This window comes from Segatella baroniae DSM 16972 = JCM 13447 (assembly GCF_000426585.1).
GTDB lineage: Bacteria > Bacteroidota > Bacteroidia > Bacteroidales > Bacteroidaceae > Prevotella > Prevotella baroniae.
Genome location: NZ_AUFQ01000002.1, coordinates 184964 through 209650, shown reverse-complemented (window position 1 = coordinate 209650; position 24687 = coordinate 184964). Strand labels below are relative to the sequence as shown.

Genomic DNA, 24687 nt, shown 5'->3' with positions numbered 1-24687 from the left:
ACGGTCGTTAAAAACCTTAAAACCAAATATCGTATGATAAGTTTGAAGAAAATATTGCTGTCCGTGGCCTGTCTCATGACGGGCCTGACAGCCGGCGCACAGACCGCTATCGGTAGTATGAACGCGCTCAGTGACACCCATGCTATCTATCGTTTGCAGACGTCCGCACGTTACCTATTGCTGCCCGTGGAGGAAAAGGAGGAGAACGCACGTGTGCGCGTCATCAAAGGGCACACCGTTGTGAAGGAATTTAACTGTCGGTTGGCGCTTGATAAGAAAGATTATATGGTGCCGGTAGACCTAAAAGACCTTCAGGGAGAGCCTCTCCTGCTCGATATTATCTTCTCCGGCAACCGCCGTTCGACGGGTAATATCAACGATTTCGCGGTGTGGAAGCTGCTCAAAACGGCCGATACCTTCGACGCAAGTAACCGCGAACGCTTCCGTCCCGCCTATCATCACACGCCCGCTTACGGCTGGATGAACGACCCCAATGGTATGTTCTACAAGGACGGCGTGTGGCATCTGTACTTCCAGTACAATCCTTACGGCTCTACATGGGAGAACATGACGTGGGGACACTCTACATCCCGCGACCTCATTCACTGGCAAAATGAGGGTGAAGCCATAGAACCGGACGCGCTGGGGACGATTTTCAGCGGTTCGTCGGTGGTAGACCACAACAACACGGCGGGCTTCGGCGCCGGTGCTATCGTAGCGATGTATACCAGCGCGGGGGCTAATCAGACGCAAAGTCTGGCTTACAGCACCGACGGAGGCAAGACCTTTCAGAAGTACAGTGGCAATCCGGTCATCACGTCGACCCTTCCCGACTTCCGCGATCCGCACATGTTCTGGAGCGAAGAGTATGGTCGGTGGTACCTGATACTGGCCGCCGGGCAGGAAATGCAGATCTATTCGTCGGCGAACCTGAAGCAATGGAAGTATGAAAGCAGCTTCGGCCACGAATACGGCAACCATGGTGGCGTGTGGGAATGCCCCGACTTGTTCAGGCTTCCTGTCAAAAACGCAACGTCGGCAGGCCAAGATAAGTGGGTGTTATTGTGCAATATCAATCCCGGTGGGCCCTTTGGCGGTTCGGCCACGCAGTACTTTACGGGGCATTTTGATGGTCATCGCTTCGTCTGCGATACGAAACCCGAGGTGACCAAGTGGATGGATTACGGCAAAGATCATTATGCGGCGGTCAGCTTCGACAACGCTCCCGACGGCCGACGGGTGGCCTTGGCGTGGATGAGCAACTGGCAATATGCCAACCAAGTGCCCACAACGCAATATCGTTCGGCCAACGCCGTGCCGCGTGATTTGGGACTGTTTGAGTATAAAGGCGACACTTTCCTGAGTTCAACGCCATCGAAAGAACTGCTGACGTTGCGTGGCAAGAAGGGCAAAGCGCTGACATCGGCCTGCGAACTGGTGGTAGACTTCCGCCATTCGGCCACCGTGACCCTGTCGAACGCACGGGGCGAGCAGCTTGTCCTGACCTATGACGCCGACCGCCAGACCCTTTCGATGGATCGCACAAAGAGCGGCGACGTGCAATTCAGCGACGCTTTCCCCTGTGTTACCACTGCTCCCACGCTCGGAAAGCTCGGTCAGCTGCGGGTGTTTATCGATAAGTGCAGCATCGAAGCGATTGACGCCGAGGGTAAGGTGGCCATGACCAACCTTGTATTCCCAAGCGAACCCTATACGAAAGTGACCCTGAAAGGCAAGGCCCGCTGCACCGTCTACAACCTGAAATGAAGTTTCGGCAGCCTTGCGGGAATCGTTCTTTTGTGTAGTAAAAATGTTTCATGTAACATTTTTGCAATCAAATGAACGATTTCAACAATGGCTTTATGCCGCCAAATGCTAATTTTGCAGTCGTAAAACCCAAGAAACCACAATTCCGGCAAGCCTCCGCCGCCCGATGACAAGGTCGATTCGCAAAGCCGGTTCACAAGAAATCAAAACCTAAATATAATGAGTAAATCAAACAAAATGGCGTTGATTCCCGTCATGCTCTGCTTTTTCGCGATGGGATTCGTCGACTTGGTGGGTATCGCCTCCAACTATGTGAAGGCCGACCTGCACCTGAACGACACCACGGCCAACCTCTTTCCCTCGCTCGTCTTCTTCTGGTTCCTCATCTTTTCGGTGCCCACGGGCGTGCTGATGAACCGCATCGGCCGCAAGAAGACGGTGTTGTTGTCGCTCATCGTCACCCTCGTCTCCCTGCTGTTGCCCATCTTCGGCGAGAGCTTCGGCGTGATGTTGGTGAGCTTCTCCCTACTGGGAATCGGCAACGCGCTCATGCAGACGTCGCTCAACCCGCTGGTGAGCACCGTCATCAAGGGCGGCAACCTGGCCTCGACGCTCACCTTCGGCCAGTTTGTCAAGGCCATCGCCTCGTTCATGGCACCCTACATCGCCATGTGGGGGGCCACGGCCACGATACCGGCGTTCGGCCTCGGCTGGCGGGTGCTGTTCCCCATCTACATGGTCGTCGGCATTGTGGCCACGCTCCTGCTCTCCTCTACGGCCATAGAAGAGGAGAAAGACGTCCTGACCGGCCATGTTTCGGTGTTCGGCGAGTATGTCGCCTGCTTCCGACTGCTGGCCAAACCCATCGTCCTGCTGTCGTTCCTGGGCATCATGTGCCATGTGGGAATCGACGTGGGAACCAATACGACTGCTCCAAAACTTCTGATAGAACGCCTCGGGATGACACTAAACGAGGCCGGATTCGCCACTTCCCTCTACTTCATCTTCCGCACCTTGGGCTGCCTGACGGGCAGTTTCTTCCTGCGGGTGATGAGAAACCGCACCTTCTTCGTCATCAGCGTAGCGATGATGGCGTTGAGTATGGCGGGCATGTACTTCGGTGAATCCAAACTGACGCTCTACGTTGCCATCGCCCTGGTGGGCTACGGCAACAGCAATGTCTTCTCCATCGTCTTCAGCGAAGCCCTCCAGGCTGTGCCCGAGAAGAAGAACGAGGTGAGCGGACTGATGATCATGGGACTCTTCGGCGGCACGGTCTTCCCATTGCTGATGGGCTTGGCCGGCGACGCCGTGGGCCAGAGTGGCGCCGTCGTCGTGATGGCGGCCGGCGTGGCCTACCTGTTCAGCTACATCGGAAAGGTAAAAAGGTAAAAAAAGTAAAAGAGTAAAAACGTGAAAAAGGTAAAAAAGTAAACGTCATGACCAAGAAAGAACAAAAGAGATACGTAGTGGGCTTGGGCGAAGCGCTGTTCGACTGTCTGCCCGAAGGCTCCAAACTGGGCGGCGCCCCCGCCAACTTCGCCTATCACGCCAGCCAGTTCGGCTTCGACGCCATGGCCGTCAGCGCCCTGGGCAACGACATGTTGGGCGACCAGGCACGCAAGGAGTTCGACCAAAAGAAACTCCACTACATCATGCCGACGGTCGACTATCCCACGGGAACGGTGCAGGTGACGCTCGACGACGAAGGAGTGCCCACCTACGACATCAAGACCGACGTGGCATGGGACAACATTCCGTTCACGCCCGAGCTGGAAAACGTGGCCCGCCACGCCCGCGCCGTGTGCTTCGGGTCGCTCGCCCAGCGCAACACCGTGTCGCGGGAGACCATCCAGAAGTTCCTGGCGGCCACGCCCGAGGACTGCCTCAAGATCTTCGACATCAACCTCCGACAGAACTTCTATACGAAGGAGGTCATCTGCGACTCGCTCAATGCCTGCGACATCCTCAAGATAAACGACGAGGAACTCGTCACCATCGGCCGCCTCTTCGGCTATCCCGGCCTCGACATAGAGAACAAGTGCTGGCTCATCCTGGGCAAGTACAACCTCAAAATGCTCGTGCTCACCTGCGGCGTGAACGGCAGTTACGTCTTCGCGCCCAAGAAGAAGAGCTTCGTCGACACGCCGAAGGTCGAAGTGGCCGACACCGTTGGCGCCGGAGACTCGTTCACCGGCAGCTTCACGGCGGCCATCCTGGAGGGCAAGACCATCGAGCAAGCTCACAAGCGGGCCGTCAAGGTGAGCGCCTACGTGTGCACCCAGAAAGGCGCCATGCCCGAGATCAACACAGAAAACTACATTATATGATTGCAACGGCTGTGCCCCGGCCTTCCGGAAGCACTGCTTTTGTCGGCTGAAAGGGCTGCCGTTGGAACCTCAAAGCACAGCTTTTGGCGGCTGAAAGGGCTGCCGTTGGAAAGTCAAAGGGCTGCTTTTGCGACGCAAAAGCAGCCCTTTTGGAATGCAGTGGTTCAGCTATGCCAGAAACATGACCAGCACTTGGGCGATGACCACGCGGATGAACATGCCCAGCGGATAGACGGTGGCGTAGCTGACGGACGGCGTGTCGCCCTCTATCGTGTCGTTGGCATAGGTCAGGGCCATGGGGTTGGCCATGCTGCCGCAAAGGATTCCGCAGATGGTTCCGAAGTCGAACTTGTGCAATCGCAGCGCGATGCAGCCCACGATGAGCACCGGCACCACCGTCAGCACGAAGCCTATGCCCACCCACATCAGGCCTTCGGGGCGCACGACAGTCTCGAAGAACTGGCCGCCGGCGTCGATTCCGAGACACGCCAGATAGAGCGACAGGCCCAGCTTGCGCAGCATGAGGCCCGCGCTGCGGGTCATGTAGGAGATGAAATGCACGCGGGGGCCGAGCGCGCCGATGACGATTCCCATGATGATGGGGCCGCCGGCAATGCCCAGGCGCACGGGGGCCGTCATGCCAGGGATGTCGATGGGGATGGTGCCGACGGCCACGCCGAGCAGCATTCCGAAGAAGATGGCGCCCAGGTTGGGCTCGTTCAGCGTCTGCACGGCGTTGCCCAGGAAGGCCTCCACATGGTCGATGTCGGCCGGCGGGCCCACGATGGTCAGGCGGTCGCCGTATTGCAGCCGCAGATTGTCGGTGGCCAGCAGCTTGATGTCGCCGCGGGTGACGCGGCTCACGTTGACGCCGTAGGTGCTGCGGAGCTGCAACTGGTCGAGCCTCTTGCCGTTGAGCTGGGTCTTTGTCATGACGATGACCCGGCTTTCGACCTTCGAGTCGATGGCGTTCCAGTCTATCTGGTCGCGGTTCCAGTCCTTTTCCACCTTCTGTCCGAACAGGATTTCCATGGCTGGCACTTCGTCCTTGTTGGTCACCACGAGCAGGTTGTCGCCCACTTGCAGCGCGGTGGTGGCGTGGGGCACGATGACCTGGCCGTTGCGCCACACGCGGCTGATGATGAAGTGGCGGTGGGTCATGAGCGAGATGGCGGCGAGCGTCTTGCCCGCCAGGGCCGGATTGACCGCCACGAACTGGCCCACATAGGTGTGGTCTTCGTCCGTCGGCGAGTGGGGGTGCAGGTCGATGGGCTTCACGAAGAGCTTGCGCATGACCACCATGGCCAGGATGACGCCCACGACGCCCAGCGGATAGGTGACGGCGCAGCCCAGAGCGGCGCGTCCACTCGGCAGTCCCATCTGCTCCAAGGCCTGCTGTGCGGCACCCAAAGCAGGCGTGTTGGTGGTCGCCCCGCAGAGAATGCCCACCATGTCGGCCACGTTCACCGGGAAGACATAGCACAGAAAGATGGCCATGAGCGTGCCCGTGAGGATGACGCCCAGCCCCCACAGGTTGAGCTGAATGCCCTCGTGGCGCAGCGAACCGAAGAAGTTGGGGCCTACATAGAGGCCGAGTGCGTAGACGAACATGGACAGTCCGAAGCTCTCGGCGAAGAGAAGGACGTCGCGGTCGAGCGTGAAACCGTAGTGACCGCCTATGATTCCGATGAAGAAAACAAAGGCAATGCCGAGCGATATGCCCTTATAGTGGAGCTTGCCGAGGGCAAGTCCCAGGGTGCAGACGGCCGACAGGACCGCTACGGCCTGCACGGCTGAATGGATGCTGAATAAGGATTCGAGCCACATAGATGAGGAGATAGGGTTACGGAAAACGGCCGTCGAAGCCCGTAGGCTCCGTGTCGGCCGTGGAATTATCGTTTCAGTATGTCGAGGTGCTGCTCCAACGGAATGCCTCGGTTCTTGTCTTCGTTGTCCTTGTTGAGGCTGATGAACGTATAGACGGCGTCCATGGCCTTGCGGGTGCTGGCCGGCAGCGGCCCGCCGTCGAGCAGGTGGCCGATGAGCACAGCCGAAAAGATGTCGCCCGTGCCCGGGAAATGCACGGGAATCTCGTCATAGGTGAGTTGGAAGAAGCCGTCGTCTTCGTGGTTGTAGCCCACGACCGATGGCTGCCCGTCGACCGGTATGCTGGTGATGAGGGCCGACTTGGAGCCGAGCTTGCGCAGATGGCGCAGCAGGCTCTCGGCTTCGTCGCGGCCGACGCCCTCCGGTCGGTAGGGGCGGTCGGTCAGATAGCAGGCCTCCGTGTAGTTGGGATAGCACAGGTGGGCCACGCCGAGCATTTCGCGCATCGAGTGGATGGTGGCCGGCGTGACGCCGTTGTAGAGCTTTCCTTCGTCGCCCATGATGGGGTCCACGTAGACGACGGTGCCCTTGGCGGCCTCCTGCTTGCAATAGCGGGCGATGATGCCGGCCTGAAGCTCGGAAACGATGAAGCCGGTGGCGATGGCGTCGAACGAAAAGCCCAGCTGTTTCCAGACGGGAAACACGCCTTTGATGTATTCTGTGGTGTCGAGGATGTTGAACTTGCCGTAGTCCAGCGTGTTGGAAACCAACGCCGTCGGCAGGTTGTAGGTGGGATGGCCGAAATAAGAGAGGATGGGGAGCATGGCGGCCGTGGCCACCTTGCCGTAACCGGCCATGTCGTTGATCAGAAGAATCTGCTTCTTGCTCATTGGGATATAACTTGTCAGCGGTGCAAAGGTAGTTCAATTGGGAGATAAATCAAAAGGAAATGGGGGATAATCGAAACAGAATCATCTTTTTATATGAAAAATATTTAAATTCCTTCGTCAAGCCGTTGATTTCAAGTAACTTTGCAATCGTTTTAAAACAGAAGGAAAATAATGGATAAGTTACCTAACGATCCGATGATTTTGTTCAGTGCCGTCAACATGTTGCTGCGCGACGACTATCGTTCGCTCGACGCCTTGTGTGATGACATGGACGTGAACCGACGCGATTTGGAAAAGAAGTTGGCCGCGGCCGGCTTCGAATACAGCGAGAAATATAACAAGTTCTGGTAAAAGAATACAGCGAGAAGCTCTCACCTGCCGTGGGAGTTTCTTTTGTTTTCGGCCTTCGGGCCGCTCTTCTTTCGTATTTTTGCCAGCGAAACCGCCACTTTAGTAAATCAAAAACATCATCATCATGTCGAACTTGAGATTTGAAGTCGTAGCCGAAGCGTTCCGCAAGCGTCCCCTGGAGGTGCCCGCCCCCAAGGAACGGCCGTCCGAATACTTTGCCAAGTATGTGTTCAACCGCCCGAAAATGTACCGATATCTGTCGGTGGAGGTCTACAACAAACTGATAGACGTCATCGACAACGGCTGCCGGCTCGACCGGAGCATCGCCGACGCCGTGGCCGCCGGCATGAAGCGGTGGGCCGAGGAGCACGGCGTGACGCACTACACGCACTGGTTCCAGCCCCTGACGGAGGGCACGGCGGAGAAGCATGACGCCTTCGTCGAGCACGACGGGAAGGGTGGAATGATAGAGGAGTTCTCGGGAAAGCTGCTCGTTCAGCAGGAACCCGACGCGTCGAGCTTCCCCAACGGCGGCATTCGTAACACCTTCGAGGCCCGCGGCTACTCGGCCTGGGACCCCACATCGCCCGTCTTCATCATCGACGACACGCTCTGCATACCCACCATCTTCATCTCCTACACGGGCGAAGCGCTCGACTACAAGGCCCCGCTGCTGAAGTCGCTGCATGCCGTCGGCGAGGCGGCAACGGCCGTCTGCCGTTATTTCGACAGGAAAGTGAAGAAGGTGCAGACCAACCTGGGCTGGGAACAGGAGTATTTCCTGGTGGACGAAAGCCTCTACTCGGCGCGTCCCGACCTCATGTTGACGGGACGGACGCTCATGGGGCACGACTCGGCCAAGAACCAACAGATGGACGACCACTACTTCGGCACCATCCCGGAACGCGTCCAGGCCTTCATGAAAGACCTGGAGACGCAGGCCCTGGAACTGGGCATTCCCTGCAAGACGCGCCACAACGAGGTGGCGCCGGGGCAGTTTGAGCTGGCTCCCATCTACGAGGAATGCAACCTGGCGGTCGACCACAACATGCTGTTGATGAGCTTGATGAAGAAGGTGGCCCACAAACACGGCTTCCGGGTGTTGCTCCATGAGAAGCCGTTCGACGGTATCAACGGCTCGGGCAAGCACAACAACTGGAGTCTTGTCACCGATACGGGCGTGTTGTTGCACGCTGCCGGCAAGACACCCGAGGACAACCTGCGCTTCGTTGTCTTCATCGTCGAGACGCTGATGGGCGTCTACAGGCACAACGGACTGCTCAAAGCGTCGATCATGAGCGCCACGAACGCCCACCGACTGGGGGCCAACGAGGCGCCGCCGGCCATCATCTCGTCGTTCCTGGGCCGACAGTTGACCGACTTGCTCGACCATATCGAGAAGGCGGACAAGGACGAACTCTTCAACGTCGTGGGCAAGAAGGGCATGAAACTCGACATTCCGGAGATTCCGGAACTGATGATTGACAACACCGACCGCAACCGGACGAGTCCGTTCGCCTTCACGGGCAACCGCTTCGAGTTCCGCGCCGTGGGCTCGGAGGCCAACTGTGCCAGCGCGCTCATCGTGCTCAACACGGCCGTGGCCGAGGCCCTGACTGACTTCAAGCAGCGGGTGGACGCGCTGATATCCGGCGGCGAAGACCAGACGAGCGCCATCATCGACGTGATTCGTGAGGACATCCGTCGTTGCCGCCTCATCCGCTTCGACGGAAACGGCTACAGCGACGAGTGGAAAGCCGAGGCCGCCCGCCGCGGACTCGACTGCGAGGCTTCGTGCCCGCTCTGTTTCGACCGCTATCTCGACCCCGAGACCATCCGGATGTTCGAGAAGATGAACGTCATGAGCCGCAGTGAACTGGAAGCCCGCAACGAGGTGAAGTGGGAAACGTACACCAAGAAGATTCAGATAGAGGCCCGCGTGATGGGCGACTTGAGCATGAACCACATCATTCCAGTGGCCACGCACTACCAAAGCAGGCTGGCCAAGAACGTGGAAGGCATGTTCAATGTCTTCGGAAGGGAAGAGGGCAAGGCCCTGACGGCCCGCAACGTGAAGATCATCCGTGAGATTGCGGAGCGCACCCAGCTGATAGAGACGGGCATAGAGGAGCTTGTCGACGCCCGCAAAGTGGCCAACAGGATTCAGAACGAGCGCGAGAAGGCCGTCGCCTACCACGACACGGTGATTCCGAAGATGGACAGGGTGCGCTATCAGATAGACAAGTTGGAACTCATCGTGGCCGATGAACTCTGGACGTTGCCCAAGTATAGGGAACTGTTGTTCATCAGATGATAATGTGAAGTGTGAAGTGTGAAATGTGAAGTGTGAAGTTTTTCATTCCACATTGCCACATTCCTCATTTCACACTCCACATTCCACACTTCTCATTTCATACTTCACATTTCACATTCCACACTTCATTTCCTTTTTATTTCCTTACCGTTGATGATGTAAGGTGTGTCGGGCTTCATCCAATCGGGCATGGGCGCGCCTTTCAGATAATGGTCGAAGAAGTCGGAGAGGCGTTGGCTCAGGTCTTTGGCGTTCTTTCGTTCCCGCAGGTTGTGGGCTTCCTTGTCGTATTCGATGAGCCACACCGGTTTGCCGAGCCTCCGCATGCCCATGAACATCTCGATACCCTGGTAGTAGGGCACCGCTCCGTCGGCGTTGTTGTGGGTGATGAGCAACGGCGTCTGTATCTTCGGAATGCCGAAGAGGGGTGAGTTCTCGACGTAAAGGTCGTATCCTTTCCACAGGTCTTGCCCGATGCGGCTCTGCGTCTGCTCGTATTGGAACTGGCGACTCATGCCCGATTCCCAGCGAATACCGCCGTAGGCACTCGTCATATTGCTGACGGGAGCGCCCGCGCCTGCAGCGGCAAACATGTTGGTGCGGGTCACGAGGTAGGCCACCTGATAGCCGCCCCAGCTCTGTCCCTGGATGGCCATGTGGGCGGCGTCGACCCACGGCAGTTTCGTCAACGACTCGGCACCGCTCACGATGCAGTTGTAGGCCGACTCTCCGGGATGTCCGGGGCGGTAGACGATGTCCGGAACGAACACCACATAGCCGTTGCTCACGAAATACGGTATGTTGACGATCGAGCGGCTGGGGGCCGGCGAGTAGTAGGTGTAGAGGCTTTCGCTGCGCCGCTCGTAGAAATAGATCATCACGGGGTACTTCTTGCTGGGGTCGAAGCCCTCGGGCTTGTAGAGAAGGCCGTCGAGTGGCGTGCCGTCGAAGGCCTTCCAGCGATGGAGTTCGGCCGTGCCCCAGAGGTAATCCTGCTGCTGAGGGTTGATGAAAGACAATCGGAGCGTCGTGTCAGTGCGCATGTAGAGGTCCATCGGGTGGGCGAAGTCACCTTTCCTATATAGGCATACCGGGGCCGAATCGGCTGTAGTGAGCGCGCCATAGCTGTGAGGCCCTGCGTCGACGACGTGCAGGTTGGCCCGCAAGTCGGTCGTGGCGTAGCCCTGCGTCTTGTCCCGATAGTTGAACATTTGCAGCCAGATGGGTCGTTTCAAGTCCACTCCCTCGATGTCGTCGGGACGTGGCAGGTTGACATAACGATACTGAAGGCTGTCGCGCCGACCCGTTCCGCGGGTCAGGCAGCGGCTGTCCTTGCCGTCGACCGACAGGAGATGGACGTCGTAGCGGTCAGCCACGAGCAGCTGGCGGCTGTCAGTGGTGAAATAAGCGCGGTCGTAGGGCGCGGGCAACATGGGATGGTCTTCGTCCTCATCATGGAAGGCCGTCTTCAGCCGGGCCGTGAGATTGCGGGTCTGACGGTCTTTCCGGCTCCACGCCAGCCATTGCCGCTGCCGCAAATCGAACCATGCCACATGGTTGCCGTCGGGCGAGATGATGGCGTTTTCGAGCTGCGTGTCGGCTATCGGCGTGCGACTGCCGTCACGGGTGTCGACCAACGAAAGCTGCACACGGCCTTGGAAGTCCCACTGTTCGGCCAGTTTGCCCGCCGTGTGGTCGGTCGACAGCGCGTAGGAAGCGTTGCCACGGTCGGCCAGCCGCACACGGTCGTACATCGAACGGCCCAACTGAACCAGCCGTCCGCCCACGACAGCGCAGAGAATCGTCTGCTTCCGGTTGTCGGCCATGCGTGCCTTGAGCATGGGCGGCAGCTCGTCGGCGTCGTAACGCCAGATGTTTGGCTCGGCCGTTTCAAAGTCATACTTCGTCGTATCGTCGGGATTCACGTAAGGTTGTATGCCCGCAAAGGTCTGTCTGCCGTCCCGTGAATAGAAAGGCGCGCTGTTTTCGGTGACACCCCAGCCCTTGTCGAGACCGTCGCTGTAGTCCGTGGGCAGCAGCGTGCGTGGCTTTCCGCCCACCTTGTATTCATGGATGGCACAGTGCTTGCTGCCCGTCTTGGCCGTGTCGGCCGAAGCCAGGAACAGCATTTTGTCACCCTGCCAACTGAAAGAGGGGCGCGAGAGGTAGGCGGTCGTGTCGTTGACGGCCACCGTCTGCCGACGGTCGAGGTCCACGACCTTCATGACGCACTTGTGCTTGTCGGTCTTTTCCACGTAGGCCAGCCGTCGGCCGTGGTTGGCCATCGCGTAACTGTCGGCGTGGGGCAGGCGCAGCGTGTCGTCGTCGGCGAAGAAATACACCATCATGTCGGTGGCCGCGTCCTTCTTTTCCTTCTTCTTTTCCTTGCCCTTGTCGTCCTTTCCCAGCGCGAAAGCCACCACCTTGTTGTTGTGTCGGGCCATGTCGAACGACTTCACCCTTGGAAACATCCGTGTCGTGAAGTCGTTCAGACGAATCACGACCAGCGAGTCGAGCGGCATGTCGTCCTTCTTCTTTTTCTTGATTTTGGCCTGTCGGGTCTGCGCGTAGGTAGGTTTCACGAGGGTCACGGCAAACCGTTCGTCGTCGGTGAACTGCAACTGGTGGCCCCGGGGCAGCGTCATCAGGCGTCCGGAGGCGTCGCGCAGCCGGAGCATGCCGTCCCCTTGCTGGGGATTCACTTCCCAGGCGGCGTAGCGTCCGTGCGTGGAGAGTTTCGGCTTGTCGACCGTTTGCCAGTCGTCGTAGACCGCGTGGGTCAGTGGTTTCTTCTGTTTGGCGTCGCCCCGAAGGCTTTGCGCGACGGAATCCTGTGGTTTCGCCACGGCGAAGTTCAAGGATGAAAGGCTGATGAACAGCAGTAGGAGGGATTTGTGCATAACGGTTGAAAAATGATTTGCCTGCAAATATAATGAAAAGAAGCTATGTGGCCCAATAGTTGGTGGGAGAAAGCGAGAAAGGGGCTTGACATGGGTGGTGGAAACACGCTGTGCCCCCGCGTCCGGTACAGTCGTATCGGGCGCGGGGGCAGTCAGATGAAATCTAAAAAGACGCGTCGGTCGTCGGTCGGGAGACGGCTTTGGCCTTATCTAAGGGGTGCCATCGTGAAGCTGAAGGCCTTCTTTCCGAAGTGCAGGCGATACTGCTCGAAAGGCCATGCGCCCCAACTGTCCTGACCGCCGAGGCCGTATTGCGCGCCGTCTATGCAGAGAACGGTGTAGCGGCTCTTGGGAATCTGGTGGCTGTGACGCTGCTCCTTGGCCTCACCGTCGTCCAAGTCGGCGATGTTGTAGTGCAGCGCGCTGGCCGAGAACAGCTGGTCGGCGGTCACTTGCAGGCCGTTGCCTTCGCCGTCGGCCTGCCGCCAGTAGCGCAGGTCGCTGAAAGTACCCGTCTCCTGCGGGCGTATGTAGGGATAGAACATGTCGTCTGCCGTGCTGCTGTAGACGCCGACGAGCTGCGAAGCCTTGCGGTCTGCGTAGTTCTCGATGGGCCCGCGGCCGTAGAACGTGGTGCGGTCCATCCGGTAGGGCATGTCCATCACCATGCCGAAGCGGTACATATCGGGCGCCTTGGCACCGGCCTTAGGCTCCAACAACTGGCTCACGTTGACTTTCCCACTGGCGTCGACGCGGTAGCGGAGCGTCTGTTGCGCGCCCACCACAGGCATGTCGTAGACAGCCGTCACCTCGGCCGGCGCAGCCTTGCCCTCCTTGCGCGTCTCAGCGGTGAGCGACAGGAGTTTCATCTCGGGGTTGTTCCACACCTTGAAGCGCTTGGCGAAGCCCGCACCCATGTCGTTGTCGGTGGCCGCACGCCAGAAGTTGGGACGCAGCGAGCCGCCTTCGGCGATGTAGTTGCGGCCGTCCACCTCGTAGCGCGTCATGAGACCGCTCGTACGGTTGAACGCCACGGTCATGCCGCCGGCCGTCAGCAGCAGCTCGGCGTCCTTCTTCTTGTCGACAATCTTCACCTTGCCGTCGGCGTCGGTGGCCTTTTCGGGCGTGAAAGCCTTCAGCGTCAGCTGCTCGTAGGCCACCGTCTGTCCGGCTTCGACGAGCGGTTCGGCCGTCTTGGTCACGAAACGCACGTTGAGCAGCACCTCGTTGGCGTCGACGTCGCGGATGGGCAGCGTCAGCCGGGCCTTCTCCTGCGGCGCCACCGTCAGGTCGCCGACCTCGCCCTGTTGCACGCTCTTGCCGTCGGCGAGCACGTTCCACACGAGCTTGTAGTTGCTCAGGTTGCGGAAGAAATACTCGTTGTAGACCTCGACGACGCCTTTCTTCAGGTCGACGGGCGTCACCCAGATGTCCTGATACTGGTAGGCCACCTCGTAGGCGTGGGGATTCAGCTGGCGATCGGGGCCGATAATGCCGTTGCAGTTGAAGTTGTTGTCCGAGCCGTCGTAGGTGTTGTAGTCGCCTCCATAGCAGTATTCAATGCCCAGCAGCTGGCTGTAGGGCGTGTGTTCGTCGACCTTCAGGCTCATCAGTTTGCCCGGTTTGCGGTGCAGGGCCTGATCGACGAAGTCCCAGATGAAGCCCCCTTGCAGCTTCGGATATTTGCGGATGAGCCGCCAGTAGTCCTGCAGTCCGCCGCTGGAGTTGCCCATCGTGTGGTTGTATTCGCACTGGATGAAGGGCCGTTGGTCTTCGGGCGCGTCGCTCTTGGCGTAGGCTTCGCTCTCCTCGGGCGACCTGTACATCGGGCATACGATGTCGGTGTGGGGCTTCTTCTTGCCCATTTCCCACTGCACGGGCCTGCTTGGGTCGGCGGCCTTCACCCAATCGTAGGCCGCCACGAAGTTCGGACCGTCCACCGTCTCGTTGCCGAGGCTCCAAGTGATGATACTCGGGTGGTTGAAATGCGCCTCCACATTGTGCTGGTTGCGCTCCATGATCTGCTTGGCGAACTGCGGTTTCTTGGCTTCCGAATCGTCGCCGTAGCCCAGTCCGTGGCATTCCTGGTTGGCTTCGGCCACCACGTAGAGGCCATATTCGTCGCAGAGGTCGTACCACTGTGGGTCGTCGGGGTAGTGACAGGTGCGCACGGCGTTGATGTTGAGCCGCTTCATGATCTTGATGTCCTGCACCATGCGCTCGCGGTTGACCACATATCCGCCGTCGGGATCCATCTCGTGGCGGTTGGCTCCCTTGATGAGGACGGGCTTGCCGTTGACCAACAGCTGCGCGCCGCGAATCTCCACCTTGCGGAAACCGACGTTCTGGGTGGTCGATTCCACGACGTTGCCCTTGCGGTCCTTGAGCGTGACGACGGCCTTATATAGATAAGGTGTCTCCGCCGTCCATGCTTTCACGTTGCGCAGGGTGTAGTGTGCCGAGCCCACGTGGTTCTTTCTGAAGTCGAGCGTGCTGTTGAGAAGCTTCACGCCGGCGGCGTTGTAGAGTGAGAACTCGGCGATGGGGTTGCCCTTGGCCGTCACGTGGATGGCCACCTCGCCGTCCTTGTAGTCGTTTTTCAGGTCGGGCACGATGCGAACGTTCTCTATATGGATGTTCGGATTGCGTGCATAGAGATAGCTTTCGCGTGCCACGCCCGACAACCGCCAGAAGTCTTGGTCCTCACTGTAGGAGCCGTCGCACCATCGGAACGACTGGAAGGCGATGAGGTTGCGGCCCGGCTTCACGTATTTCGTGATGTCGAACTCGGCCGCCACCTTGCTGTCTTCCGTGTAGCCGACGTACTGTCCGTTGACATAAAGGTAGATGTTGGACGTCACCGAGCCGAAGTGGGCGATGACCTGCTTGCCGTTCCAGTCGGCGGGAAGGTCGATGTGGCGGCGGTAGGTGCCCACGTGGTTGTTCTCGACGGGCACTTGTGGCGGGTTGTTCTTGAAGTGGTGCAGCCACGCGTAGCCCACGTTCACGTAGACGGGGTCGCCATATCCGTTGAGTTCCCAAATGCCCGGAAGCTGCAAGGTCTTCCAAGTGGAGTCGTCATAGTCGGCTCGATGGAAGTCGGTGGGGCGCCGGTCGGCGTCTTTCACCCAGTTGAATTTCCAGGCGCCGTGCAGCGACAGGTAGTTGGCCGAAGCCGTCTTGTCGCCCCGTCGGGCCATGGCTTCGTTCTCAAAGGCGAAGAACGAAGTGTGAAGCGGGAAGCGGTTGACCTCGTTCACCTGCAGGTCGTGCCATTCGGTGTAGGTCGGTTCGACGCCGGTTTGCGGCGTGGCAAGCGCATTGGCGGCACAGGCCATCAATGCCAGCAGTACGGTTTTTCTCATGTTGCTGATTGGGGATTGACGTTGAAATTTGTTTCGATGAATGATTCAGTGATTATTTCACAGCCACAAATATACGAAAAACGTTTGAAATGGCTGCTTTTGAAATGTGAAATGTGCAGTGTGCAGTGTGAAATGATGGGCGGCTGAAATGCAGAAGCTGCCTTTTCAGCTTTTAAAAGCAAAGCTTTTACGCGCTAAAAGCGGCCCTTTTAGCGTGCCAAAGCAGCCCTCTTGCAAGACAGCCGCCCATCATTTCACACTGCACACTGCACATTTCAACTTCAAATTCCACCTCCTTTCAAGGGTGATTGGGCTGTTGTGTGCGCACACAACGCTTGATTTACGTCAAGAATAACAAGGTTTTTGGATGAAAACGAAGTGTTTTTATTGCATGATGGCCGAATGATGATTACCTTTGCAACGTCAAAAGAACAACAAGGGTTAGTTACTCTTAAGGTAAAGAATAGAGATTGTTATAAAGGATCAAGGCCAATAGGTTTGGTTAAGGTAATAAAAGATTGTTCAGATAACCGACAACAGGATAGGATTGGTTTAAGGTAAAGAAAAGATTGTCAAGGGAAACGAAACATAGGTTTAGTTAAGGTAATTCAATAGATTGTTTGGAATCAGGATATAGGTTATTGGTTAAGGTAATCAAAGATTGTTGTTGAAGGAAACGCAATTGTTCATGTTTTAGTTTTAGGTTTTTAGTTATTAGGTATAAGATTGGTTTTTAGAATGGTGGTGCCGAAAGGCGGCCCCACCAATGTTGGTCGGAGGGACGTGGGTTCCTGCGATTTTTTTTTGCCCAAAAACCAAGTAAGACCGGTCGAAAGGGTCGAATCGGCCAGGCAAGGCCAGCTTTAGACACCTGCCTTCACCATCTGCCACCTTCATCCCATTCCGTCATCACCCGACCATCACTGCCCTCCGAGCCGCTCGAAGAACGTGATGATGTCCTCCCAAGTCTTGAAACTGTCGCTGCCATAGGCTATGGCGGTGCCCATGAAGTCGGCCGCCGGCGCGGGGTCGATGAAGTAATCGCCGTAGAGCAAGGCCTTGCGGTTGGCGAAGAGCACGTGGTCATGGGCCGGCGCCGACAAGTATTCCTCGCACCACTCCTGCACCTTGGCGAGCGACGCGTGGTCGTTGGTGGGCGCCGGGGCCACGATGTAGACGTCGTAGTGCTCCAACAGCAGTTCATAAGCCTTGTGCATGCTGCTCGTGGGGTGGCCGTAGGCGTCGTGCAGGCATGCGAAGTCGATGTAGACGACGGGCCTTTCGGTCCGGTTCTGCCGGTCGTCGATCCAGCGAATCACCGGCACCAGATAGTGCACGGCCACCTTGTCGACGAGCCGATGTTCGCCGTGGAAGCGGATGGCGTTGGGGTAGTGGGCGCGGAAAAGGTCGAAAGTGTGGACCACCGGGTCGTTGTCGCCGAAAAGGCCGTAGACCCGTTGCCGCTCCTCGGGCGTCACTTGGGCGAAGCACTGTTGCGTGATGTCCTTGTATTCCTTGATGAGACTCTTGTTCACCATCAGTTCCTGAACCCCGTCCTTGCGTGGGTTCTGAAACTCCTGGCGGCCTGTCATGCCGCTCATCGTGTCGCCCATCTCGAATGCCGGGTTCACCAGAATGCGGTCGTAGCCCGTCAGCATTTCGGTCATCATGCCGCCCATCGACGTGCCGATGACGAGGTCGGGCCGCTCGCGGTCGGCCATGGCGCGCAGAAAGGCCATGGCTTCGGCGGGATGCACGGGGATGTCGTCGGCCACGAGGGTGGCTTGGGGCATGAGTTCACGCAACATCTTGACGGTGCCGCTGGCCGCCGACGAAAGAAAACCATGCACATACATGATCTTTTTGCCCGCCATGAGGTCGGGATATTGCTTGATATATGGATTCATGGGCGCAAAGTTACGTATTATCGGCCTATTATTTGCAGCCGACGGATAAAATCCGTAATTTTGCTTGCGGCCATGTGGCGGGCCGTCATCGAGCCGCGACGCGTGACAACCTAAGTGAATCAACCTAAAAACTTACATCTTTATGAAAAAAATCCTGGTTTCGGCAGTGTTGCTCTGCCTCGCTGCGGCCGCTTTGGCCCAGTCTGGCGCGCAACCCGTCGACTACGTAAGCACGCTTGTGGGCACCGAGTCGAAGCATTCGCTGTCTACCGGCAACACCTATCCTGCCATTGCCCTGCCTTGGGGCATGAACTTCTGGGTGCCGCAGACCGGCAAGAACGGCGACGGATGGACCTATACCTATGGCGCCGATAAGCTGCGGGGCTTCAAGCAGACCCATCAGCCGAGTCCGTGGATTAACGACTACGGCACGTTTTCGCTCATGCCCATCACCGGAAAGGCCGTCTTTGACGAGGAAAAGCGGGCCAGTTGGTTCTCGCATAAGGCCGAAAAGGCGACACCTTATTATTATAGGGTGTATCTGGCCGACTATGATATCGTGACCGAAGTGGCACCGACGGAGCGCGCGGCCATCTTTCGTTTCACCTTTCCGCAGACGGATGCCGCCAAGGTGGTGGTCGACGCCTATATGAAAGGGTCGTATGTGAAGATTATTCCTTCGGAAAACAAGATTGTAGGTTACAACACTTACAACAACGGAGGTGTGCCCGAAGGTTTCAAAAACTACTTTGTCATTGTCTTTGACAAGCCTTTCGACTTTACCGCCACAGCCAATCCAAAGGGCGTACAGAAAGGAACGACCGAACTGCGGGACGAGCATGCCGGGGCCATTATCGGCTTTAAGACCCGTCGGGGCGAAACCGTGCACGCCCGGGTGGCCTCGTCGTTCATCAGTTACGCGCAGGCCGAACAGAACCTAAAGGAGCTGGGCAACAGCGGTTTCGATGAAATCGTGGCGCAAGGGCGCCATCGTTGGAACGAGGTGTTGAGCCGTATCGAGGTGAAAGACGACAATATTGACCATCTGCGTACGTTCTACAGCTGCTTCTATCGGTCGGTGCTCTTCCCACGAAGCTTCTACGAAATCGACAAAGACGGCAATCCTGTTCATTATAGTCCCTATAACGGTAAGGTGTTGCCGGGCTATATGTTTACTGATACAGGCTTCTGGGACACCTTCCGCTGCCTGTTCCCCTTCCTCAATCTGGTTTATCCGTCGATGAACGCCAAGATGCAGCAGGGTTTGGCCAACGCTTACAGGGAGAGCGGGTTCCTTCCTGAGTGGGCCAGTCCGGGCCATCGCGGTTGCATGGTGGGCAATAATTCGGCCTCGATCGTGGCCGACGCCTATCTGAAAGGGATTCGCACGCCCGACACCGAAACCTTGTGGGAGGCCGTGAAGCATGGTGCCAATGCCGTACATCCTACCGTTAGCAGCACGGGACGTAAGGGATATGAATACTATAATAAGTTGGGCTACGTGCCCTACGACGTGAATATCAATGAAAATGTGGCCCGAACGCTCGAGTATGCTTACGATGATTGGTGCATTTATCAATTCGGTAAGGCACTCGGAAAGTCGAGAAAGGAACTGGAGCCTTTTGCTAAGCGGGCACAGAACTATCGTAACGTGTTTGACAAAACAGTCAATCTGATGCGTGGACGCAACAAGGACGGCAGCTTCCAAAGCCCCTTCAGTCCCTTCAAATGGGGCGATGCCTTCACCGAGGGCAATGCTTGGCACTGGACGTGGTGCGTGTTTCATGATCCGCAGGGACTGATTCATCTGATGGGTGGCGACGCTACTTTCAACCGAATGATGGACTCCGTGTTCGTCGTTCCGCCGGTTTTCGACGATAGTTACTATGGGGGCGTGATTCATGAGATACGCGAAATGCAGATTATGAACATGGGAAACTACGCTCATGGCAACCAACCTATCCAGCACATGATTTACCTTTACAACTACAGCGGGCAGCCTTGGAAAGCCCAGTACTGGCTGCGCGAGGTGATGGATCGCCTCTATACGCCCCATCCCGATGGTTATTGCGGCGACGAGGACAACGGGCAGACGTCGGCGTGGTATGTGTTCTCGGCCATGGGATTCTATCCTGTATGCCCCGGTAGCGACCAGTATGTGGTGGGAACACCCTATTTCAAGCATGTGACGCTGCATTTGGAGAATGGAAAAACGGTGACCATCGACGCTGACAACAACTCGCCGGCTAATCGTTATATCAACCGCCTGACGGTCAACGGCGCGGAATACGACAAGACTTATCTGACGCATACCGACCTGTTGCGGGGCGCGGCCCTCCGCTTCGACCTGTCGGCAGTGCCCAATAAGCAACGCGCCACGGCTCAAGACGCCCGCCCTTATAGCATGAGTAAGTAACGTCTTACGTGTCATCACACAAAAGGCGCCCACTGATAGGTCAGGGGGCGCCTTTTTATATGATTGTGATCAAAAGTCGGAGGTGGATTTATCGCTTCAGGAAACGACGGGCGTAGACATGTCCGCCATCGGCTGCCTGCATGAGATAAACGCCTTGTGGAAGGCCGCTGAGCGAAAGAACGGCACTGTGCTTGCTCGTGGCTGCGGCCTGCTTGAGCAGTCGTCCTGTCTGGTCGAAGATCTTTATCCATTGCAAAGCCTTGCCCTGTACGGTCAATGTATTGCCATCGATGGTCAGACGGAAGTCGGTTGTCGGTGTATTCTCTATGCGGGTGGCCTGTGACGAGATGTCGAAGAGCGTTTCGTCATTGCCGTGCACCTTGGCAACCGTATGTCGTTCGGCCTCGGAATCGTCAATGCCGTTGCCATTGGCGTAAATCAATTCCAGTTTGGTGCGGTAGCGTCCTTCCGCGAAATCTGCGGGAATCTTGATGGTAAGAGGCAACAGGGTGACGTCGAACCCTGTCAACTCCGTTTTATTCTCTTGCCGAACTTCCAGCATAACCTGATCGTTCGCGCCCAGCAACTGTAGTTTGGCGTAGCAAGTGCGCTCCAACCCACCTTTATTTCTGACGGCGAAATATACCTTTTCTTCGTCTCCGGGCTTGAAATTCGTCTTCGATGGATGTTCGGAAAGTTGAAAACCAGCCTCGAAGAAGCCTTCTTCCGATACGCGTACCATCTTGTTTTTGATTTCTATTTCCATGCGTGGAGCCAGTTTCATGCGTGTCCATTCGCCCCATTTACCGTCATTTTTCTTCGGAACACAAATGGGAAGAAGCTGGTAATAGCCGTCGGTAAGTCCTGAAACATCAACCTTTATCTTTTGCGGAACGTTGATAAGATAGTCGGTTTTCATGGCGCCATTGTCGTAGTTGGCGTACATCCGTTGCGTGAAACCTCCTGTGGCGTGGTCGTCAGATGGGCATATTTTCAGCAGTTTGCCTTCCATATCGAAGATGCCGACACCGATATCGCCTCTGAAATCCTTGCCTTTGTTGACAAATTCACACATCTCCGCAGGAAGAATCGTTGTAGTAGCGAAGGTCTTGGCGTGGCCTTCGGGTAAGCGCAGACTGCCGCCTAAGTTGAACTTGAGTTTAGGACTGTCGGGCAAAAGAGATGGGTCTATGGGTTTCGCATCGGCCTTGTTGGGGTGGGCAAGGATAGCGGTGAGCCTGAATTTGAAGGACAATGGCCGTCCGCCAAATTCGCTTCCGCTTTGTGCGACATCTGTTGCGGTGAGCGAGAAGTAGCCATCGCTTTGTCCTCCCCATCCGAAATTCATGTGGAAAAGTCCCTTGTCGTTCAGACCGTCGGTCACCCATGCATGTCCGCTTCCTTCCAGACTGTAAAATCCGGAGAGATATACGGGAAAACCGTTGAGCAGTTCCTGCCGCACAATTTCGGTGAAGCCCGCCGTGCCCTCGTCAGCTCTTGTCACAAGGGCGGTAGTGTAATCGAAGTTGTTTTGCAAGGCACGTTCGGCTGCGTTGTCGTAAGCGCCGCTCGAAGAGGGGGTATATTGCATGTTGGCAGCAATGCCCACATCGCTCATCAGCAGAGCGACGGCGTCCGCTTCCCCATCGGTATAGTGGTGACGATTGTCATACCAATCTTTCATGTGTGCCCAGTCATAGCGCGATTTGCTGAAATCGGCATGTAAAGTCCTGTTGTCGTACGAAACGATATAAGTGTTCTCACCTTTTCCTCGGGTGGGCCATTTATGGAAATACATCATCTGCGCCATCGCCGTGGCCACACAACCGGTGTAGCGATAGCCCGTTTTCTTGTTGTAGGGATAGTCCTGATTCCACTTGCACGACAGCAACGGCGCCACCGCTTTGTACGTGGGGACGGCCCGTGTGCTCGGTTTTGCCGTCTCGGGGTGCTGTTGCAGCTGCGCGAAACGCTCGCGGTAGGCCTGCAACAGCAACCTTGCGCCCGGGTTGGCGTTCAGCGTGTCCAGCCGGCCCGTGTCGCTGTAGGCGAGCACTTCGCCCATGGCGTCGTCGCCGGCGACCACGACGAAGCCCTTGCCCCGCGTGTCGTTGAAGACGTAGAAAGGCTCCATTGCCGTCTCAAAGCTGCCCTTTGAGCGTGTAACGGAGGGCCGATGACGGTCTGGTTGCACGTATTTCAGCGCGATGTCGTGGGCCTTTTGCGGCGTCACCCGCTTGGCCGAAAGCGAAGAGAAGGCTGCCAGGGCAAGCAGCGCAAGCACGAACGTGCGGGATAAGGAACGAAGGGGCTGGAGTGGATTACCGGCAGGCATGCGCCTGTTTTGTTGTTTTTTTTGAGTCATTGTTGTTCTGTTGATGTTCATGAAGAACTTTGCCGCAAAGGTAAGAAATAATGTTTACAGTGCAAAACGGCTGCTTGAAAAAGCGCATGGCCGATGGAATGCCGGCAAATGCAATCGTTTGCGCAGGCAAAAGGACGCTTGACGCAAATCAAGCGGGGGCCGGTTGGTGGGAAATGGTTATTTTTGCAGCATATTATCTCAGCCAAACAATCACGATGAAAAAGCTTTTCTCCATGCTCACGGCACTCCTCGTGAGCCTTCAACTCGCCGCGCAGTCGCAGGGATGGCCGGCCGGTTATGGCGGCGTCATGCTGCAAGGATTCTACTGGGACTCGTTTGCCGACAGCAAATGGACGGCACTTGAGAGCCAAGCCGACGAACTGAGCCGCTACTTCTCGCTCATCTGGGTGCCGCAAAGTGGCCGATGTCTCAACGCAACTTCCATGGGTTACGACCCCTACTGCTACTTCGACCAGAACAGCAGCTTCGGTACGGCGGCCGAACTGAAGCGCATGATCGCCACGTTCAAGGCCAAAGGACTGGGCACGATGGCCGACATCGTCGTCAACCACCACAACACTAAGGGCTGGTGGGAGTTCCCCCTGGAGACCTACAACGGCACGGCTTACCAGCTGAAGACCACCGACATCACGGCCGACGACGACAGCCGGAACGCCGGTTACGTGACGGCCGAACAGGCAAAGAAGGACGGCGTCACGCTCGGCGCGCACAGGGATGACGGCGAGGACTGGCCCGGTATGCGCGACCTGGACCACAACAGCGCCAACGTGAAGGCTGTCGTGAAGGCCTACGAGCAATTCCTGCTCAAGGAAATGGGCTACGTGGGGTTCCGATATGATATGGTGAAGGGCTTCGCCGGCGCACACGTAGCCGACTACAACGACGCGGCGGGCGTGGAATATTCCGTCGGCGAATGCTGGGACGGCCTCTATAGGGTCAAGAACTGGATTGCCGCGACGGGCAGGAAGAGCGCGGCCTTCGACTTCCCGTTCCGCTACAACGTGCGCGACGCCATCCGCGAGAGGAACTGGACCAAGCTGAACAGCTCGGACAACCTGGTGCATGACGCTGATTACCGACGCTATTCCGTGACGTTCGTCGAAAACCACGACACCGAAAAACGCTCCAACGGCGAAGGCCAGGACCCCATCGGCGCCGACACGCTGGCCGCCAACGCCTACATGCTGGCCATGCCGGGCACGCCTTGCGTGTTCTTCAAGCACTGGTTGGCCTGCAAACAGGACATCAAAGCGATGATTGACGTGCGCAAAATGGCTGGAATCACCAACACGAGCGACTACGCCTTCCTCCTCAACAGCAGCCGAAACCATGTCGCAGTGCAGTCGACGGGACGGAGAAAGCTCATCGCCGTCATCGGTTCCACTGAGAACTACGCGCCCGACGGGGCACAGTTCACCAAGGTGTTGCAGGGTTATCACTACGCCTACTACCTGAGCAACGACGCCGAAACGGCCTTCATCGACCGTGCTTCGGGCGAATATCAGAACGAGGTGAAGGTCTTGTTGAGTGCGGTGACGGCCCGTTCGGGTGCCAGACTGGTCTATACGACCGATGGTTCGACGCCCACGGCCACCCATGGAACGCAGGTTTCGGGCGGCACGAGCCTCACGCTGACCGACAACTGCACGCTGACGGTGGGATTGCTGGTCGGCGGCGTGGTGACGGGCGTGTGCCAACGCGACTACCAAATCAGCCGTTTCGACGCCTACGACATCAAGGTCTACGTGCGTGCCGATGAGGCCGGAGCCGCCTGGACGGCAGCCACCGCCGGCATGAACTTCTGGACTTGGGGCGGTGACGGCAGCCACGGGCCGGCCAAGAACACGTGGCCGGGCGACAAGGTGACGGTCAAGGAGACGGTCGACGGCAAGCAATGGTTTGTCAAAACCTTCCGCATCAACAGCCCGACCGACTGTGTCAACTTCGTATTCAGCGTGGGGTCGGGCGCTCCCCAGACCGTCGACATCGACAACATCCGCACGACGACGTTCCTCACCATCGGCCCTTCCATCGACTCCAATGGCAAATATAGATTCAAGACGATAACGACGGGAATCCGTTCCGTCACCGAATCCAAATCTTCACACGACGACAACTGGTACAATCTGCGGGGGCAGCGGGTGGAAAAGCCACTGCCGCCGGGCATTTACATCCACGACGGCAGGAAAGTGGCGGTCAGCCGCTAAGTGTTCAGGCCCGTTTCTCGGGTCTGT

General features: G+C 57.3%; 13 protein-coding genes and 1 pseudogene. 8 read left to right on the top strand and 6 right to left on the bottom strand.

Annotated features, from left to right (window positions below; all coding sequences use genetic code 11):
• Positions 1-33 precede the first annotated feature (33 nt).
• The 3 genes and pseudogenes from K334_RS0102620 to K334_RS0102610 all read left to right on the top strand — a co-directional run bounded on the left by K334_RS0102620 (position 34) and on the right by K334_RS0102610 (position 4097).
• Entirely contained in the window at positions 34-1767 is a 1734-nt protein-coding gene (locus K334_RS0102620) for a glycoside hydrolase family 32 protein (protein ID WP_025880132.1), read from the top strand.
• Between the two features lie 174 nt (positions 1768-1941).
• Positions 1942-3159 (top strand): annotated as a pseudogene (locus tag K334_RS0102615) (MFS transporter); the annotation flags it as partial.
• Positions 3160-3206: 47 nt separating this feature from the next.
• Positions 3207-4097, top strand: coding sequence for a carbohydrate kinase family protein (locus K334_RS0102610; RefSeq protein WP_025880136.1), 891 nt, complete (start codon positions 3207-3209; stop codon positions 4095-4097).
• 168 nt (positions 4098-4265) lie between these two features.
• On the opposite strand, the gene K334_RS0102605 is transcribed toward K334_RS0102610, so the two are convergent.
• Both K334_RS0102605 and K334_RS0102600 read right to left on the bottom strand, forming a co-directional pair.
• Positions 4266-5924, bottom strand: a complete 1659-nt coding sequence (locus K334_RS0102605; RefSeq protein WP_027444465.1) for a putative transporter — start codon at positions 5922-5924, stop codon at positions 4266-4268.
• 65 nt (positions 5925-5989) lie between these two features.
• Positions 5990-6814 carry a pyridoxamine kinase gene (locus tag K334_RS0102600; protein WP_025880138.1) on the bottom strand — a complete coding sequence of 275 codons (825 nt, stop codon included), beginning with the start codon at positions 6812-6814 and terminating at the stop codon, positions 5990-5992.
• A 171-nt stretch (positions 6815-6985) separates the two neighbouring features.
• On the opposite strand from K334_RS0102600, the gene K334_RS0102595 reads away from it, so the two are divergent.
• Complete coding sequence (locus tag K334_RS0102595; RefSeq protein WP_021589885.1) at positions 6986-7165, top strand: DUF4250 domain-containing protein; 180 nt, start codon at positions 6986-6988, stop codon at positions 7163-7165.
• Between the two features lie 124 nt (positions 7166-7289).
• Complete coding sequence (locus K334_RS0102590; protein WP_027444464.1) at positions 7290-9479, top strand: glutamine synthetase III family protein; 2190 nt, start codon at positions 7290-7292, stop codon at positions 9477-9479.
• Between the two features lie 125 nt (positions 9480-9604).
• Here the strand turns inward: K334_RS0102590 and K334_RS13360 are convergent, their stop codons facing one another.
• Together K334_RS13360 and K334_RS0102580 are read right to left on the bottom strand one after the other, a co-directional pair.
• The gene (locus tag K334_RS13360) at positions 9605-12379 is read right to left on the bottom strand and encodes an alpha/beta hydrolase family protein (protein ID WP_051218633.1); all 2775 of its coding nucleotides are present in this window, start codon (positions 12377-12379) and stop codon (positions 9605-9607) included.
• A 206-nt stretch (positions 12380-12585) separates the two neighbouring features.
• Positions 12586-15744: a glycoside hydrolase family 2 TIM barrel-domain containing protein gene (locus tag K334_RS0102580; protein ID WP_025880148.1), complete on the bottom strand. Its 3159-nt coding sequence runs from the start codon at positions 15742-15744 to the stop codon at positions 12586-12588.
• A gap of 363 nt (positions 15745-16107) precedes the next feature.
• Here K334_RS0102580 and K334_RS15140 point away from each other — a divergent pair, with 363 nt between their 5' ends.
• Positions 16108-16305 carry a hypothetical protein gene (locus tag K334_RS15140; protein WP_155803997.1) on the top strand — a complete coding sequence of 66 codons (198 nt, stop codon included), beginning with the start codon at positions 16108-16110 and terminating at the stop codon, positions 16303-16305.
• A gap of 359 nt (positions 16306-16664) precedes the next feature.
• Here K334_RS15140 and K334_RS0102575 read toward each other — a convergent pair whose 3' ends face one another.
• The gene (locus K334_RS0102575; RefSeq protein ID WP_025880149.1) at positions 16665-17651 is read right to left on the bottom strand and encodes a YqiA/YcfP family alpha/beta fold hydrolase; all 987 of its coding nucleotides are present in this window, start codon (positions 17649-17651) and stop codon (positions 16665-16667) included.
• A gap of 142 nt (positions 17652-17793) precedes the next feature.
• Between K334_RS0102575 and K334_RS0102570 the strand changes: the two genes are divergently transcribed.
• Entirely contained in the window at positions 17794-20067 is a 2274-nt protein-coding gene (locus tag K334_RS0102570) for a GH92 family glycosyl hydrolase (protein ID WP_027444463.1), read from the top strand.
• 88 nt (positions 20068-20155) lie between these two features.
• On the opposite strand, the gene K334_RS0102565 is transcribed toward K334_RS0102570, so the two are convergent.
• The gene (locus tag K334_RS0102565; RefSeq protein WP_036889869.1) at positions 20156-22432 is read right to left on the bottom strand and encodes a C10 family peptidase; all 2277 of its coding nucleotides are present in this window, start codon (positions 22430-22432) and stop codon (positions 20156-20158) included.
• A 215-nt stretch (positions 22433-22647) separates the two neighbouring features.
• Between K334_RS0102565 and K334_RS0102560 the strand changes: the two genes are divergently transcribed.
• Positions 22648-24660 (top strand): alpha-amylase family glycosyl hydrolase, encoded by a 2013-nt coding sequence (locus K334_RS0102560; RefSeq protein ID WP_025880151.1) that lies wholly within the window; start codon positions 22648-22650, stop codon positions 24658-24660.
• Positions 24661-24687: the final 27 nt, after the last annotated feature.